The 14,870-nt window shown below is 66.8% G+C and carries 16 protein-coding genes and 1 pseudogene; 4 read left to right on the forward strand and 13 right to left on the reverse strand.

What is annotated here, in order from left to right; translation table 11 throughout:
• From AC1D2K_RS14655 to AC1D2K_RS14675, 5 genes are all read right to left on the reverse strand, one after another.
• A partial coding sequence (locus AC1D2K_RS14655) for a sensor histidine kinase N-terminal domain-containing protein (protein WP_478089558.1) occupies positions 1-713 on the reverse strand: 713 nt, incomplete at its 3' end.
• On the reverse strand, positions 710-1,384 hold the full coding sequence (locus AC1D2K_RS14660; RefSeq protein ID WP_478089559.1) for a winged helix-turn-helix domain-containing protein: 675 nt from the start codon (positions 1,382-1,384) through the stop codon (positions 710-712). The genes AC1D2K_RS14655 and AC1D2K_RS14660, both read right to left, overlap by 4 nt.
• Before the next feature lie 31 nt (positions 1,385-1,415).
• On the reverse strand, positions 1,416-2,147 hold the full coding sequence (locus tag AC1D2K_RS14665; RefSeq protein ID WP_478089560.1) for a cytochrome b/b6 domain-containing protein: 732 nt from the start codon (positions 2,145-2,147) through the stop codon (positions 1,416-1,418).
• Positions 2,119-2,604 carry a diheme cytochrome c gene (locus tag AC1D2K_RS14670; protein WP_478089561.1) on the reverse strand — a complete coding sequence of 162 codons (486 nt, stop codon included), beginning with the start codon at positions 2,602-2,604 and terminating at the stop codon, positions 2,119-2,121. Before AC1D2K_RS14670 ends, AC1D2K_RS14665 begins: the two co-directional genes overlap by 29 nt.
• Before the next feature lie 40 nt (positions 2,605-2,644).
• Positions 2,645-3,067: a DUF1924 domain-containing protein gene (locus AC1D2K_RS14675; protein ID WP_478089562.1), complete on the reverse strand. Its 423-nt coding sequence runs from the start codon at positions 3,065-3,067 to the stop codon at positions 2,645-2,647.
• A gap of 350 nt (positions 3,068-3,417) precedes the next feature.
• Here AC1D2K_RS14675 and AC1D2K_RS14680 point away from each other — a divergent pair, with 350 nt between their 5' ends.
• The 3 genes from AC1D2K_RS14680 to AC1D2K_RS14690 are packed head-to-tail and all read left to right on the forward strand — an operon-like array spanning position 3,418 to position 7,398.
• The gene (locus AC1D2K_RS14680) at positions 3,418-3,846 is read left to right on the forward strand and encodes a universal stress protein (protein WP_478089563.1); all 429 of its coding nucleotides are present in this window, start codon (positions 3,418-3,420) and stop codon (positions 3,844-3,846) included.
• 19 nt (positions 3,847-3,865) lie between these two features.
• Positions 3,866-4,825 (forward strand): cation diffusion facilitator family transporter, encoded by a 960-nt coding sequence (locus AC1D2K_RS14685; protein WP_478089564.1) that lies wholly within the window; start codon positions 3,866-3,868, stop codon positions 4,823-4,825.
• 32 nt (positions 4,826-4,857) lie between these two features.
• Positions 4,858-7,398 carry a cation-translocating P-type ATPase gene (locus AC1D2K_RS14690; RefSeq protein WP_478089572.1) on the forward strand — a complete coding sequence of 847 codons (2,541 nt, stop codon included), beginning with the start codon at positions 4,858-4,860 and terminating at the stop codon, positions 7,396-7,398.
• Here the strand turns inward: AC1D2K_RS14690 and AC1D2K_RS14695 are convergent.
• From AC1D2K_RS14695 to AC1D2K_RS14720, 6 genes are all read right to left on the reverse strand, one after another.
• Positions 7,373-8,149 carry a beta-ketoacyl-ACP reductase gene (locus AC1D2K_RS14695; RefSeq protein ID WP_478089565.1) on the reverse strand — a complete coding sequence of 259 codons (777 nt, stop codon included), beginning with the start codon at positions 8,147-8,149 and terminating at the stop codon, positions 7,373-7,375. The two genes, AC1D2K_RS14690 and AC1D2K_RS14695, sit on opposite strands and share 26 nt — an antisense overlap.
• The gene (locus tag AC1D2K_RS14700) at positions 8,095-8,238 is read right to left on the reverse strand and encodes a hypothetical protein (RefSeq protein ID WP_478089566.1); all 144 of its coding nucleotides are present in this window, start codon (positions 8,236-8,238) and stop codon (positions 8,095-8,097) included. The genes AC1D2K_RS14695 and AC1D2K_RS14700 overlap by 55 nt, the downstream gene beginning before the upstream one ends.
• A gap of 129 nt (positions 8,239-8,367) precedes the next feature.
• Positions 8,368-10,089, reverse strand: coding sequence for a PHA/PHB synthase family protein (locus tag AC1D2K_RS14705; RefSeq protein ID WP_478089573.1), 1,722 nt, complete (start codon positions 10,087-10,089; stop codon positions 8,368-8,370).
• A 391-nt stretch (positions 10,090-10,480) separates the two neighbouring features.
• On the reverse strand, positions 10,481-10,615 hold the full coding sequence (locus tag AC1D2K_RS14710; RefSeq protein WP_478089567.1) for a hypothetical protein: 135 nt from the start codon (positions 10,613-10,615) through the stop codon (positions 10,481-10,483).
• Positions 10,612-10,827, reverse strand: a complete 216-nt coding sequence (locus tag AC1D2K_RS14715; RefSeq protein ID WP_478089568.1) for a YgaP family membrane protein — start codon at positions 10,825-10,827, stop codon at positions 10,612-10,614. The genes AC1D2K_RS14710 and AC1D2K_RS14715 overlap by 4 nt, the downstream gene beginning before the upstream one ends.
• A 70-nt stretch (positions 10,828-10,897) precedes the next feature.
• Entirely contained in the window at positions 10,898-13,573 is a 2,676-nt protein-coding gene (locus AC1D2K_RS14720) for a bifunctional acetate--CoA ligase family protein/GNAT family N-acetyltransferase (RefSeq protein WP_478089569.1), read from the reverse strand.
• Between the two features lie 51 nt (positions 13,574-13,624).
• Between AC1D2K_RS14720 and AC1D2K_RS14725 the strand changes: the two genes are divergently transcribed.
• On the forward strand, positions 13,625-13,810 hold the full coding sequence (locus AC1D2K_RS14725; protein ID WP_478089570.1) for a hypothetical protein: 186 nt from the start codon (positions 13,625-13,627) through the stop codon (positions 13,808-13,810).
• A gap of 120 nt (positions 13,811-13,930) precedes the next feature.
• Here AC1D2K_RS14725 and AC1D2K_RS14730 read toward each other — a convergent pair whose 3' ends face one another.
• Positions 13,931-14,584 (reverse strand): BON domain-containing protein, encoded by a 654-nt coding sequence (locus AC1D2K_RS14730; RefSeq protein ID WP_478089571.1) that lies wholly within the window; start codon positions 14,582-14,584, stop codon positions 13,931-13,933.
• 76 nt (positions 14,585-14,660) lie between these two features.
• A pseudogene (locus AC1D2K_RS14735) lies at positions 14,661-14,870 on the reverse strand (L,D-transpeptidase); the annotation flags it as partial.

The following is a 14,870-nucleotide window of genomic DNA, read 5'->3' on the forward strand; positions in this document are numbered from 1 at the left end:
GCGTCGGCTGTAAAGCGGCGCTCCGACTCCAGGAGTTCGCCGATGCGTCGGAACAAACCGTTGAGTGCATCGAGCATCGGCGTCATCTCCGACGGCGCGCCGTCGAGAATGACCGGGCTCAAGGCCTGCGGCTCGCGTCCCGCGAGCGTCTGCCCGAGCCTTCTGAGCGGCAGTGTGCCGCGACGGACCGCCCACCACACCGAGAGCGCCAGCAGGGGCAACGCGACGAATACCGGCCAGAGCGTGCTTCGCAGCACGGCCCAGAGAATCGAGGATCTCGAATCCACTCGCTCGCCCACATACACCTGCACATCGCGCTCGCTGCCGTGGGCTGCGAAGACGCGCCATGTCGCCCCGTCGATCCGGGTCGTGCTGAAGCCCGACTTGAAGTGCCGCCCGGGATCGATCATCGGCAGGGGAGGGGCGTTGGCGGACCGCAGCGTCAGCCGGCCTTCATGGAAGACCTGGAAGGCCACCTTGGGTGCGTAGCGATGCAGCACCGGGGCCTCAACGTCCTGCTCCTCCTCGGACGGCGCTTGCATCTGTTGTGCAACCAGCAGCGCGGCGCCTTGCGACAGATGGCCGTCGAGCAGTTCGTCCAGTTCGTGGCGCACGTCGAGCCAAGTCATGACTGCGGTTGCCAGCCACACGCACGCCACCGAGCCGAGTACGAGCAACAGAAGGCGGCCCTGGAGCGAGCGGGGCATCGTCATCGTCGGCCTGGCTTCTCACGCACGAGCACGTAGCCCACGCCGCGGACGGTCTGGATCAGCGAGGCGCCGAGCTTGCGACGCAAGTGATGCACATGCACCTCGATCGCATTGCTGTCCACTTCCTGCCTCCAGCCGTACAGATGCTGCTCGATCTGTTCGCGTGAGAGTACGCGACCGGCATTGAGCATCAGCGTGTGCAGCAGCGCAAATTCACGAGCCGGCAGCGCGACCGGCTCGCCCGCAAGATGCACCGTGTGCGCGGCGGGATCGAGTTCGACATCCTGGGCGCAAAGCCGTTCCTGGGGCTGACCATGAGCGCGGCGGATGAGGGCACGCAGGCGCGCCGCGAGTTCATGCAGGTCGACGGGCTTGATGACGTAGTCGTCGGCACCGAGATCGAGCCCTCGAATGCGATCGGGCACGCCGTCGCGGGCGGTCAGTACCAGGATGGGGATCGTGATGCCCGCCTTGCGCACGGCGGCGAGCACAGGCAGGCCGTCCTTCAGCGGCAGGCCCAGGTCGAGCACAGCCGCCGCATACGGCTCGGCGCGCAGTTCGCGTTCGGCGGCTTCGCCGTCCCGCACCCAGTCGACCTGGAAATCGAACTGGCGCAGGCCCGCGCGAAGACCGTCGCCCAGCAGAGGATCGTCTTCGGCCAGCAGGATGCGCATGGGGAATTGTGGGAACAATGGGGCCGCGTTGTCAGTCGTCGTCCCGATCCTGCGTCACGCCTTTTTCGGACACGGCGGCCGGGCCGTTGGCAACGCCCTTCGGTGCACTCTGCCACTGCGTCCACCAGAAGCCGAGCACCGCCACCATCATGAGGATGCCGACGCTGCGCCAGGCGCTGCGCACGCCGTCCCCGGGTCGGCCTGTCTTGCGGCCTGTGACCATGGCGCCGATCAGGTTGTCGCGGTGAAGCCAGCTCCCGAGCAGCACACCGGCGATGTGAATGCCGACCACGCCGAGCATGATGTTGGCTGCGGCTTCATGGAACTCTTCCAGCCACTTTCCTCCCATGTCCTCGTAGGTGGCCCAGCCCAACGCCGTCACCGCAAGCGCCAGCCCGAGCAGCGCGACGATGGCGATCGCGCCTGCGGGGTTGTGTCCCGTATGGTGTGGCGCGGATCCGCCAAGCATGCCGCGGAGGTAGGCCGCGACCGCRCGCGGCCCGCGCACGAAGTTCGAAAAGCGCGCATAGCGAGTGCCGACGACGCCCCACAGGAGGCGAAAGACGACAAGCCCAGCCATCGTGTACCCGAGCGTCACGTGCACCAGGCGCCACGATTCGTGCTCCGCGGTGAGGTACGCGCCGGCAAAGCACAGCACGATGAGCCAGTGGAAGACGCGCACTGGCACATCCCAGACGAGGATCTTGCGGGACCCCGGGCCGGCCGTGTCGCGTTCAGCGGGGGATGCGGACGTTGCGTTCATTGAAATCTCCTTGATCGGCTTGGGTGTGGCAGGCCGCGCAATTGGCGGCGTTCCTGACGTTGGGCAGATTCCAGGTGGCGGGCGACACCTCTCGGTGTTTCCGGACGAACCAAGCCGAGCGCGTGATGCGGTCTTCCGGCGGTGGCTCGCTCCGGCGCCCGCTGGTGGCTGCATTCGCGGTCAGCCAGTTCGCCAGCGCGGTCACCGTGCCAGGGTCCAGCGAGGCGTCGGTGCCGTAGTGGCGGGGAAGGGTCGCCATCACGCGCTGCCAGGAGTCCACCGGCAGCAGGCCCGGCGGGTAGGCGATGTGGCAGGCCGCACATTCCGCGCGGTACTTCGGCAGCAGGGGCGTGCGTGCCGCGGGGTCGCCCCCATCGGCCCAAGCCTGCGTGCCGACGAGCGCGGCCAGTGCGCAGGCCCACGCGCCTGCCTGTCGGGGGGAGAGTCGGTCTGCCATGGTGCGGATTCCTGATTGAAGTGTCGACATCGCCACTGCCTCAGGGCTTGAGATGGATCAACCAACTCAACACATCGGCTTTCTCCGCAGCGGTGCATTCGCGACCCACGACGTCATTGCAGTTGCGGCGGAACCACTTGTCTGCCTTGGCGGCATCGGTGAACCGCTCGGGGTTGAAGGCCGGGGCGAGCGCGGCGATCGGCTTGCCGGTGGCGGCGTGCCGGCCCGGCACCGTCGGCACCGCGCCGTGGCACGAAGCGCAGCTCCACTCGCGGCCGTGGCGGCTGTTGAACAGCACCTGCCCTCGTTCGGGGTTCGGGGCGGCTCCAGCTTCGCCGATGTAGCCGGCGAGCAGCGCGTCGGGGGTGGCAGCGCCGGCCGCGGGCGCGGCGACGATGGCGGCCATCCAGGCCGCGGCGGCGGACCGACGATAGGCGGGCCGGTGCAATTTCAACAAGCTCATTTCAACTCCTTGGATGGAGCGATCGTGTCGCCGCAGGATTAGCGTTTCCTTAACGCGGCGCCTGCAATCCGGCCGTTTTCGACGCGGATGCGCGCTCGGTCGTCGCCGCTTGACCCAGGTCAAGGGTCGCCGTCGCCTGGCGCTGGAACATCGGCCATGCTCGCTTCACCGTCGTCGCCGCCTCCACCCGTCTTTCGTGCCCGGGGCCTGGGCAAGATCTACCGCGCCGGCGATGTGGAAGTCGTCTATCCGCCGGCGGCCGGGTGAAGACATGCAGCGTGCCCCTGGTGCAGCAGGGCTGAACCGCTGCCCTACACTTTGCAGACCAACAACAACTGGAGGTTCGTGCCATGAAGATCCTTGTTGCGACCGATGGGTCCAAGAATGCCTTGCGCGCGGTCAAGTACGCGGCCAGGCTCGCGCACCTGCTGCGCACTGCGGCGAACAAGATCACGCTGATCAGCGTCCACGACGACACCGGCCTGCGCCATGCCAAGGCCCTGGTCGGCAATTCGGAGGTCGCGGACTATCTGCGCGAACTCAGCGAGAAGGAGCTCAAGCCGGCCCGCAAGCTGCTGCAGGCCGACGGCATCGGCTACGACATGGAGATCCGCACGGGCCACGTGGCGCAGGAAATCGTCGATTGCGCCAACAAAGGCAAGTTCGACATGATCGTGCTGGGCTCGAAGGGCCGCAGTGCAGTGGCCGATCTGTTGATGGGCTCCGTGGCGCAACGCGTGCTCGCGACCGCGAAGCAGCCCGTCGTGCTGGTCAAGTGACCGGCGGACGCGGGACGCCATGAATTTCGACGAATTCCCCGACGATCCCGAGGACACCGTACACAGCGTCGAGCAACGTGCGAAAGCAGCCTCGCGCAGCACCTGGGTCAGCGTCTTCGTCAACCTGCTGCTCACCATCACCCAGATCACGGTCGGCTTCTTTTCCAAGTCGCAGGGACTCGTGGCCGACGGCATTCATTCGCTCTCGGACCTTGTCGCCGATTTCGTGGTCCTCTTCGCGAGCCATCACAGCAAGAAGGAAGCCGACGAGGACCACCCGTACGGCCACCAGCGCTTCGAGACTGCGGCTTCCCTGGCCCTCGGCTTGCTGCTGCTCGCCGTGGGCGCGGGCATGCTGTGGTCCGCGTTTCGCAAGCTCGAGTCGCCCGGGACCGTGCAGCAAGTGCACATCGTCGCGCTCTGGGTTGCCGGCGGTGCGCTCGTCGCGAAGGAACTGCTCTTTCGCTACATGCTGGCCGTCGCCAAGCGCGTGAAGTCGGGCATGCTGGTCGCCAACGCCTGGCACGCGCGTTCCGATGCGGCTTCGTCGCTCGTGGTCGGCATCGGCATCATCGGCAACCTGGCCGGCTATCCGATCCTGGATCCGATCGCGGCGCTCATCGTCGGCTTCATGGTGGCCAAGATGGGATGGAGCTTCGGCTGGGATGCGCTGCACGACCTGATGGACCGTTCGATCGACGAACAGGAAGTCGAGGCGATCCGTCGCACGCTCGCCGAAACCGAAGGCGTGCGCAACGTGCATGACGTGCGCACTCGCAAGATGGGCGACATGATCGTCGCCGACGCGCACCTCGAAGTGGACGCCACCGTCAGCGTCGAGCAGGGCCACGACATCGCGGTCGCGGCCCGCCAGCGCGTGCTGCAACGGCATCGCGTCCTCAATCTCATGACGCATGTCGATCCGTGGCGCAGGCCGGACCTCGACCATGCGGCACCGGCGCTGCAAACCGACCCATGAGCAAGGCCCCGTCCGGGTCGGCGTTTGCGTCCATGGCTGGCGGCCTGAGCGAGGACGAGGCAGGGCGGCGGCTGCAACGGGACGGTCCGAACGAACTGCCGGTCTCGCGCCCGCGCGGCGTATGGAGGCTGGCGCGCGAGGTGGCGTCCGAGCCGATGTTCCTCCTGCTCGTGGCATGCGGCGCCATCTACATGGTGCTCGGCGATTCCCAGGAGGCACTGATGCTGCTTGGCTTCGTCTTCGTGGTCATGGGCATCAGCTTCTTCCAGCAGCGGCGCAGCGAGCGGGCACTCGATGCCTTGCGCGACCTGTCCAGTCCCCAGGCCCTGGTTCTTCGCGACTCGAGGGCGCGCCGAATCGCCGCGCGCGAGCTGGTGGTGGGCGATATGGTGCTGCTGGCGGAAGGCGAGCGTGTGCCTGCCGACATGGACCTTGTCGAAGCGGCCAACCTCGCCATCGACGAATCGCTGCTGACCGGCGAGTCCATGCCGGTGGCGAAGGAGGCGCCGTTGTCGCGGCAGGTGAATGACACCGCAAGGGCTTTCTCCGGCACCCTGGTGACGCGCGGTGTCGGACGCGGCTGCGTGATCGCCACCGGCGAGCGCAGCGCGTTGGGGCGAATCGGCCAGTCGCTCGCGGGCATCGCGGTCGAGTCCACGCCGATCCAGCAGGAGACGCGGCGCGTGGTCCAGCAGGTGGCCGCCGTCGGCCTGGCGCTGGCCGGCGCGCTCGCAGTCGCCTATGGGATCACGCGAGGCGACTGGCTGCACGGCGTGCTGGCAGGGCTCACTTTCGCGATGGCCATCCTGCCGGAAGAACTTCCGGTGGTCCTCACGCTCTTCCTGGGCCTGGGGGCGTGGAGGCTGGCGCGCGAAAAGGTCCTGGCCCGCAGCATTCCCGCCATCGAGCGGCTCGGCGCCACCACCGTGCTGTGCGTGGACAAGACCGGCACGCTGACTGCCAACCGGATGACCGTGCGGCGACTGTGGTCCGAGGAGGCGGTCCATGACCGGCTGTCAACGGCGGGTCAAGCGTTGCAGGAAGAGTTGCACGGCGTTCTCGAATACGCCGTGCTTGCCAGCCATCGCCGGGCCTTCGATCCGATGGAGTCCGCCATCGCCGTCACCGGGCAGCAACTGCTTGCCGGCACAGAGCACCTGCATGCCGAATGGACGCTGATCGACGACTATCCCCTGTCGCCCGAGATGCTGGCCATGTCGCGCGTCTGGCAGTCGCCGGACCAGCGCGACCGGCTCATCGCGGCCAAGGGCGCGCCCGAGGCCATCGTCGACCTCTGCCACATGGATGCCCATCAGGCCGAGATCGTGGCCGCGCAAGTGCGTTCGATGGCGCGCGATGGCCTGCGCGTGCTGGGCGTGGCTCAGGCCACCTTCGGCGTGGGATCGCTCCCCGAGTTGCAGCACGACTTCGAGTTCCGGTTTCTTGGGCTCGTCGGCCTGGAAGACCCCGTCCGCCCCGATGTGCCCCAGGCCATCGCCGACTGCCGGGAGGCCGGCATCCGCGTCGTGATGATGACCGGCGACCATTCCGCGACTGCCGTCTCCGTGGCGCGGCAGGCCGGTCTGAATGCCGACGCGCCAGCCATCACCGGGGTCGAGCTGGCCGCGCTGTCCGATGAAGAGCTCCAGGCGCGGCTCGCCGACGCGCACATCTTTTCACGCGTGCAGCCCGATCAGAAGCTGCGCCTCGTCCGCGCCTTTGGCGCGCGGGGCGATGTGGTGGCCATGACCGGTGATGGGGTCAACGACGCGCCCGCGCTGAAGGCGGCCGACATCGGGGTGGCGATGGGAGCGCGCGGCACCGAGGTGGCGCGCGAGGCGGCCGCACTGGTCCTGATGAACGATGACTTCGCCTCGCTCGTGACCGCGGTGCGCTACGGCCGCCGTGTGTTCGCGAACCTTCGCAAGGCCATCGTTTTCGTGGTGGCGGCGCATGTGCCGATCGTCGGCCTGTCCGTCGTGCCGGTTCTGCTGGGATGGCCGATGCTGCTGATGCCGGTGCACATCCTGTTTCTGCAACTGATCATCGATCCGGCCTGCTCGGTGGTGTTCGAGTCCCTGCCTCTGGAGAGCGATGCCATGAAAACGCCTCCACGCCGTGCCGACCAGCGCCTCTTCGACAAGGTCGTGCTGATCCGTGGCCTTTGGCAAGGCACCGGCTTGCTCGTGCTGCTGGTCGCGGTCTACGCAGGGGGTCGGCTGTTGGCCCCACCGGATATCGACGGCGACGACATGGCACGAACATTGACCTTCGTGGTTCTCGTGCTGTCCAACCTGGCGCTCATCCATGCCAACCGGTCATGGGGTCGTGGGTCGTGGCGCGACAACCGCGAATCGAACAAGCAATTCGGCTGGATCGCCGCCGGTACGATCGTGCTCCTGGGTGTCGTGCTGGCCGTCCCGGCCTTCGGCCGGCTGTTCTCGTTCGCACAGCCTCCGGCGCTGCTGTTGGCGGGCGCGCTGGGCGTTTCGAGCTTGAGCTTGTTGTGGTTCGAGTGCAGCAACTGGGCCCTGCGTCATTGGACGCTCAGGGCATGTACTTGCCGCCATTGATCGACAGCGTGATGCCGGTGATGAATGCAGATTCATCCGACGCGAGGAAGACGACGGCGCGCGCGATCTCGGCCGGGGTCGCGAGTCGACCCGCAGGAACCGCCTTCAAGATCTGCGACAACACTTCCGGCGGGACGGCGCCGACCATCGACGTGTCCGTGTAGCCTGGCGCGACCACATTGGCCGTGATGTTCCGCGACGCGCCTTCGAGCGCAAGCGACTTCGTGAACCCGATCAACCCGGCCTTGGTGGCCGCATAGTTGCACTGCCCGGCCTGTCCCGAAAGTCCGTTGACCGAACCCATGTTGACGATGCGGCCGAAGCGGCGTTCTCTCATGCCTTCGATCACGCAGCGGCACATGTTGAAACAGCCGCCGAGATTCACGTCGATGACTTCGCGCCATTGCTCGAAGCTCATCTTGTGCAGCATCGCGTCGCGCGTGATGCCGGCGTTGTTGACCAGCACCTCGATCGGGCCGACTTCGGATTCCACGCGCGCCACGCCTTCCCGGCACGCGACAGGATCGGCCACATCCCAGGCGAACGCCGGTATGCCGGTTCTGGCGGTAAACGCCTGTGCGAGGTCGGTGCGCGAGCCATAGTTGACGGCGACGCGGTAGCCGGCGCCGAGCAGGGCCTCCGCCGTGGCGGCCCCGATGCCGGCGGTCCCGCCGGTAACCAGTGCGACACGCATGTTCAAGCCTCGACGAGAAGGTTGTCGATCAGGTTCGCAACACCGGGGGTCGACCATGCGATGACGCCGACGTCGCTGGCGGTGATTGCGGGACCGAAGATCAGTTCGGCGACGATGTCGCTTCTCGGCATGGCATCGGATTTCATGGGGCCCTTTCGAGCGAGTGGACAACGCCGCTCATGGCGCCCACTGTAGGAGGGGCGAGACCCGCATGGCTTGCGCTGGATCAAATTGCGGCTTTCGGCGCAAGGCCCGGGCGCAGCGGCGGTCCCGACTCATCGCATCAGCACATAGGTGCCCGGCGCGTCACAGTCCGGCGCAAGGCCGAGGCGCGCATTGCCCATGCGCGGCGGCTTGCGCGGCCGGCCGGAACGGTCAGCCAGCCAGGCCTGATACGCGGGCCACCACGAGCCTTCGACATGCTCGGCGCCGGCCACAAATGCCTCCGGCGGCACGTAGGGTGCATTCTCGGCGCGATGCAGCATCTGGTAGCGGCGATGCGGGTGTCCGGGCTCGCTCACGATGCCGGCGTTGTGCCCGCCATCGGTGAGAACGAATCGGATCTCGGTATCGCACAGCAGATTCAGCTTGTAGACAGAGCGCCAGGGCGCGACGTGATCAGTACGCGTACCGACGGCGAAGATGGGCACCTTGATGTCGCCCAGCGACAAGGGCTTGCCTTTCACCTCGAAGCGCCCCTGCGCCAAGGCGTTTTCGAGGAACAGGCTGCGCAGGTAATCCGCATGCATCCGGTACGGCATGCGTGTCGCATCGGCGTTCCAGGCAAGCAAGTCGGTCATCGGTGCGCGCTTGCCGAGGAGGTAGGTCTGCACCATCGGCGACCAGATGAGGTCGATCGAACGCAGCAGCGCAAAGGCACCGGCCATCTGCTTGCCGTCGAGGTAGCCCTGGCGCGCCATGAGGTCCTCCAGGAAGGTGAGCTGGCTCTCGTCAATGAAGAGGCTGAGCTCTCCGGGCTCGGTGAAGTCGGTCTGCGCGGCCAGCAAGGTCATCGTGGCCAGCCGGTCGTCGCCGTCGCGCGCCATGGYGGCCGCCCCGATCGCGAGCAGCGTGCCGCCGAGGCAGTAGCCCAGGGCGTGGATGCGCGTATCGGGCACGATCGCCCGGATGGCGTCGACGCTCGCCATCAGGCCCTGCGACAGGTAGTCTTCGATTCCGAGGTCGCGATCGTCGGCGTCCGGATTCCGCCACGAGATCGCGAACACCGTGTGGCCCTTGCCGACCAGATAGCGGATCAGGGAGTTGTGCGGGGACAGGTCCAGGATGTAGTACTTCATGATCCAGGCGCTCATGATCAGCACCGGCTCGGGATGGACCGTGGGTGTGCTGGGCGCGTACTGGATGAGTTCCATCAGGTGGTTGCGCAGGACGACCTTGCCCGGTGTCACCGCCACGTGGCGCCCCGGCTCGAAAACCTCGGCGTCTTTTGGCGGCAGGTGCCGGAGGGTGCGCTGAAAGTCCTCCGCCCAGTGCTGGGCACCATGGAGCAGGTTCATGCCGCCCGTCGCCGCGGTCTGCCGCAGGGCCTCTGGATTGCTCGTGAGGCAGTTCGCCGGCGAGAACATGGCGTGCAGTTGCCGCGCTGCGAAGGCGACGATCTGTTCGTGATGGTGGTCGACGCCGGGCACACCTTCGGTCAACTCATGAAGCCATTTTTCTTGCGCGCCATAGGCCTGCCTCAGCAGATTGAACGGCCAAGCGCCCCACGACGGATCCGCGAGACGGCGATCGCTTTTGCTGGCGGAGGGTGTCGGCGTTCCGACGTCCGGCAAGGACCGGGAGTCTGCAATGGCCGTCTCCATCGCCTGCATCCACGGACGGACCAGCAGCACCTGCGAGCTGCGCGCTGGCTGCGCCGCAAAGTGAATCGCCCAGTCCGACCACGCCAACATCAGGGAGGCGGGCGACAAGCCCCGGGTCAGCTGGGCCATGCCCGCATGCAGGGTGCGGTCCAGCGAATCCTTCGGGTCGTCCATATTGTTGTCCTTGATCGGGCCATGCCGGCAACCATGCGATGCCGACGCGCACTGGAGTCTGGCGACGTCACAGCGTCCGGCCTTGATCCAAATCAATTCGGATGGACATCTGCTTGCAACGCTGGCGTATCCGGATGATGCACACAACGCCACAAGGTTCTACGCCAGGGCGCGGCATCGAGCCATCAGGGTGCGGGAGGCGAGGCGATCATGGTGCGCCAGACGAGGCACGATCGTCGCAACGCGGTTTGACGCCACGCAAGGGCGAACCGTGACGCGGGCGCTACGAGCCGCACTCGACCGGCGCTGGACACATTGAGGCGTAAACCGCGCGTGCAGCCACTGGGCGCTTGAATCGCTTGCGACAGCGGACGTTGAACCAGGGCGGTGATCAGTCCTGCGTCACCCAGGCCACCACCAGGGCCGAGGCAAGCCAGAGCACGCCTGCCCCCAGAAGTGCCAAGGCAACGACCGTCTTCCACGCGATGCCTGCGGCCCGGCCTTGGCGCGGGATGATGACTTTCATGGCGAACCCTTCGGGGCCGGCGAATCGGTGTTTGCGCAGGTTCTGAGACCGAACAATGCATAGGCAGGACAATTGCCCACCAGGCCCGTGACCAAGGGAACGACGCCGACAAACCCCCATGGCCCGATCATTCCCACGATCGACAGTGCGAGCAGCACCACACCCGCGCCAACGCGCAGCAGGCGATCGAGGGTTCCAACGTTGCGAATCATGGCGCCGACTCCTTGGCTGTGCGAATGYCGTCATCGTGCGCCGACCTCGCATCGTGAATGTTGCGGTGGATCAAGGTCCGTTGCCGTCGTTCAGCACCTTGACCATCCGCCGCAGGCCGGAGGAGTCCGCATCGATCGGATCCGCCTTGAAGCCCATCGTTCGGGACAGGTTCAGCATGCGCGTGTTCTCGCGCAGCACGAGGCCGACGAGGCGGCCGATGCCTTGGCTCCTGGCATGGTCGATCAGTTGTTCGAACATCAGCYTTCCCAACCCGCCTCCTTTGAGGTCGGAGCGCACGATGATGGCGAACTCGGCCTCCACGCGGTCAGGATCGCTGACCGTGCGCGCCACGCCCAGCGTCTCGGGCACGCCCTGCGCATCGGCGGCCTCGGCGATGAAAGCCATTTCCCGGTCATAGTCGATCTGGGTCAGCCGCGCCAGTTCGCTGCGCGGAAGCTCGCGTCGCATCTGGAAAATACGCAGGCGGACATCCTCCGGGTCGAGTTTTTCCAGGAAGCGCCGGTGCTGGGCCTCGTCTTCCGGACGGATGGGGCGCACGGTGATCGAGCGATCGTTCCAGGCGCAGGTGCGAATCCACTGCGTGGGGTAGGGAAGGATCGCGAAGCGGTCCGCGCCGGCGCCAGGCGCCGCCGCGATCCGTATGCGGGCGTCGAGCGCCAGCGCACCGTTTTCGTCGACCCACAGCGGATTGATGTCGAGTTCAGCCAGTTGCGGCAAGTCAGCGAGCATCTGGGACACCGCGATCAGCACGTCGTACAGCGCATCCATCTGCGCGGGCGGGTGGTCGCGATAGCCGGCCAGCAGTCGCGACACGCGTGTGCGCGATACGAGTTCGCGCGCCAGGCTCCGGTTGAGCGGAGGCAGGCCAATGGCGCTGTCGGCCGTGACTTCCACCRCAGTCCCGCCCTGGCCGCACAGGATGACGGGACCGAAAACACTGTCGATGCGGGCGCCGACGATCACCTCCTGCGCGTGCTGGCGGTGCACCATGGGCTGCAGCGTGAAGCCATCGATGCGCGCCTCGGGCCGGGCGGCATGCACAGTCCGCAGCATGTCGCTGACCGCGCGGTCCAGCGATGCCTGATCGCGAATGCCGAGCATGACGCCGCCGACATCGGACTTGTGCGTGATGTCCCGCGAGTCGATCTTGATCACCAATGGATAGCCCAACTCGCGCGCTCCGGAAAAAATGGCCTCGGCCGAGGCTGCGACTTTCAGCGTCGGAACGACAGGGATGCCGTAGGCCTTGAGCACGGTCTTGGCTTCCTGCTCGCCCAGCCATTCGCGGTTTTCCGCCAGCGCCGTGTCGAGTTGCAGCTGCGCCCCCGCGACATCGGGCGTCGGCCTCTCGCTGGCGCTGGGCGCTTCCATCAGGGTGTCCTGGTTGCGCCGGTAGGTTTGCAACATCGCGAACGCGCGGACCGCTTCTTCCGGCGTCGGATAGTCGGGTACGCCGGCCTCTTCGAAGATCTGGCGCGCCTGCGCGACCGCGGCGTCCCCGAGCCAGGTGCTCATGACGCGCGGAACGGTCCGTCGCAGCAATGGAAGGCAAGCGCGGGCGATGTCGTCGCTGCGCACGATGGCGGTCGGTGCGTGCACGAAGAGCACGGCGCCGGTCGATTCGTCGGCCAGCAGGGAGGAGAGCGTGGCGGTGTAGCGCTCGACGGGCGCGTCGCCGATGATGTCGACCGGATTCGCGTGTGACCAATGGTCCGGCAGCATGGCGTTCAGCCGTTCCATCAGCGCCTCGCCGGGTTCGGCGAGCGCCACGCCGGCACGCGCTGCTGCGTCGGCGGCCATGACGCCGGCACCGCCGCCGTTGGTCATGATGGTGAGCGTTTCGCTGCGATTGCCGCGAAAGCGCGCCAGCGTCTCGGCGGCGATGAACAGATCCTGCAGCGTGTCGACCCGCAACATGCCCGCGCGCCGGATGGCGGCGTCATAGACGACGTCGGAGCCGGCCAGCGCGCCCGTGTGGCTGGCGGCGGCGCGTACGCCATGGCCCGCGCGCCCGGCCTTCACCACGATCACTGGCTTGTTGCGGGCCGCCGCGCGCGCGGCGGACATGAATTTGCGCGGCGATTCCACCGATTCGATGTAGAGCAGGATCGACCGGGTGCGGGCATCGTTGGCCAGGTGGTCGAGCAAGTCGCCGAAGTCGACATCGCAATGGTCGCCGAGCGACACGAGATGAGAGAGGCCGATCCTTCGGCTCTTGGCCCAGTCGAGCATGGCAGTGACCAATGCGCCGGATTGCGACACGAAGGCGATTTCGCCGGGTATCGCGTCGGTGTGGGCAAAGCTGGCGTTGAGTCCGATGTGTGGGCTCAGCAGGCCGATGCAATTGGGTCCCAGGATGCGCATCAGATACGGGCGCCCTGCGTCGAGGGCCGATTGCTTCTGCGCCGCGCTGAGTCCCGCCGTCATGACGATGACCGCGCGGGTGCCGATCGCCCCGAGTTCAGCCACCAATTGCGTGATCGTGTCCGCAGGCGTACACAGAAGGGCGAGGTCCGGCGCCGCCGGCAGGTGCGCCGCCTTTGCGAACACCGGGACACCATCCAGGAAGGTGTGTTTGGGATTCACGGCGTAGGCGGGACCGGCAAAGCTGCCCTCGCGCAGGTTGCGCCAGACGGTCGAGCCGACGCTGCCGGCCCGGTGGGAGGCGCCGAAGACGGCGACCGAAGTCGGCGAGAGCAGGCGGTCCAGGTGGCGAATGGTCATGAGAGCGCTTTCTGTGGGGACCCATCTTGCGGGCCGCGAGACGTCGCCGGTTTGATGAAGGTCAAGCGGTTCGGATCGCCGGACGACCCGCGTGCTCGCCGAAAACGGCAATGCCAGCCTGTCGGCGAAATCGGTCGGCGCGAACTCCAGTTCGAGATCCTCCGCCGTTTCGTGGCGGCCGATCCGCAGGGTGCTGATATCGACCACGCTGGCATTTCGGGCGGCGACAAGCGATGAAAAAGGAGCATCGGCTCAGCGCGACCGTGAATCCATACATGGTGCTTGCTCCCGGATGAATGCTTCAGGCGGACAGCGGCGACTCCAGTCGATTGTGTGGCCTCTGGATCGCGGTCGGGCTCAGTCTTGAACGACGAGGTCGTTCGTGACGGAGGTGACACCCGGCGCGGACCAGGCCGCGCCCTGCACGGCATTGAACTCGGCCCACGAATGGACCCGGCCCCGCAGGTTGACTTGCGACCCGGTCACCGTGATCTGGATCCGATCCGCTTCCCGATCGGCCTGCCGCGCCAGGGCATCGTGCAGCCGCTTCTCGACGTCCGACGGGACGACCTTTGGCGTGAGATTGAGCAGGTTGGAGACGCCGGTGACGCCCATCAGATTGCGCACTGCCTTTTCGGCGGCCTTTCGCTGGTATTCCCAATCGACCTCGCCGTTGAGGGTGACCCAGCCGCCCTCGACGAGGGGCTTGATCTTGCCCGCCGGCACCAGCGCGGACCACTCGAGGCCGCGCTCGACCGCCGCGGCGATGTCGGCGTCGGTGCGTTGATCGGAAGCGGGCAGCTTGACCGTGATCTCGATGGCGAGCGCCTTGACGCCTTTGACGCGCTGCGCCGCACGTTCGACGGCGTGCTTGATTGCGTAGCTGCCGACATGGCCGGTCAGCGTGACCACGCCGTCATTGGCGATCACCCCGACGCTGGAGGACTTGACCGCCGGGTCCCAGTCCAGTTCCGCCTGGACGTCGCTTCGGAGTTGTGCGTCGGATCTCATGGGATTCCTTTCGTGGAGTGAGGAGGCGAAGGAGCATCACTTTAGGAAGGCACTGCCGGGGCAGCCTTGCGCTGGATCAAGGCGCAGGCGGGACGGATTTCCGCCGGTCGGGGGCTCCGGGCGCGGGCGCCCAGGCAGGACGCTCCGTTCGCTCCGTGTCGACGATGACCAGATAGCGGCCGCCGTCGTCGACCGGCGTTTGCGTGGCCGGCAGCACCCAGATCGGCGAACCCTCGGCACGGGCGCGGAGATAGTCCGCGTCCAGCACACCGAAGTGGTCGAGCAG

Source organism: Variovorax sp. P1_H12_2 (assembly GCF_056405335.1).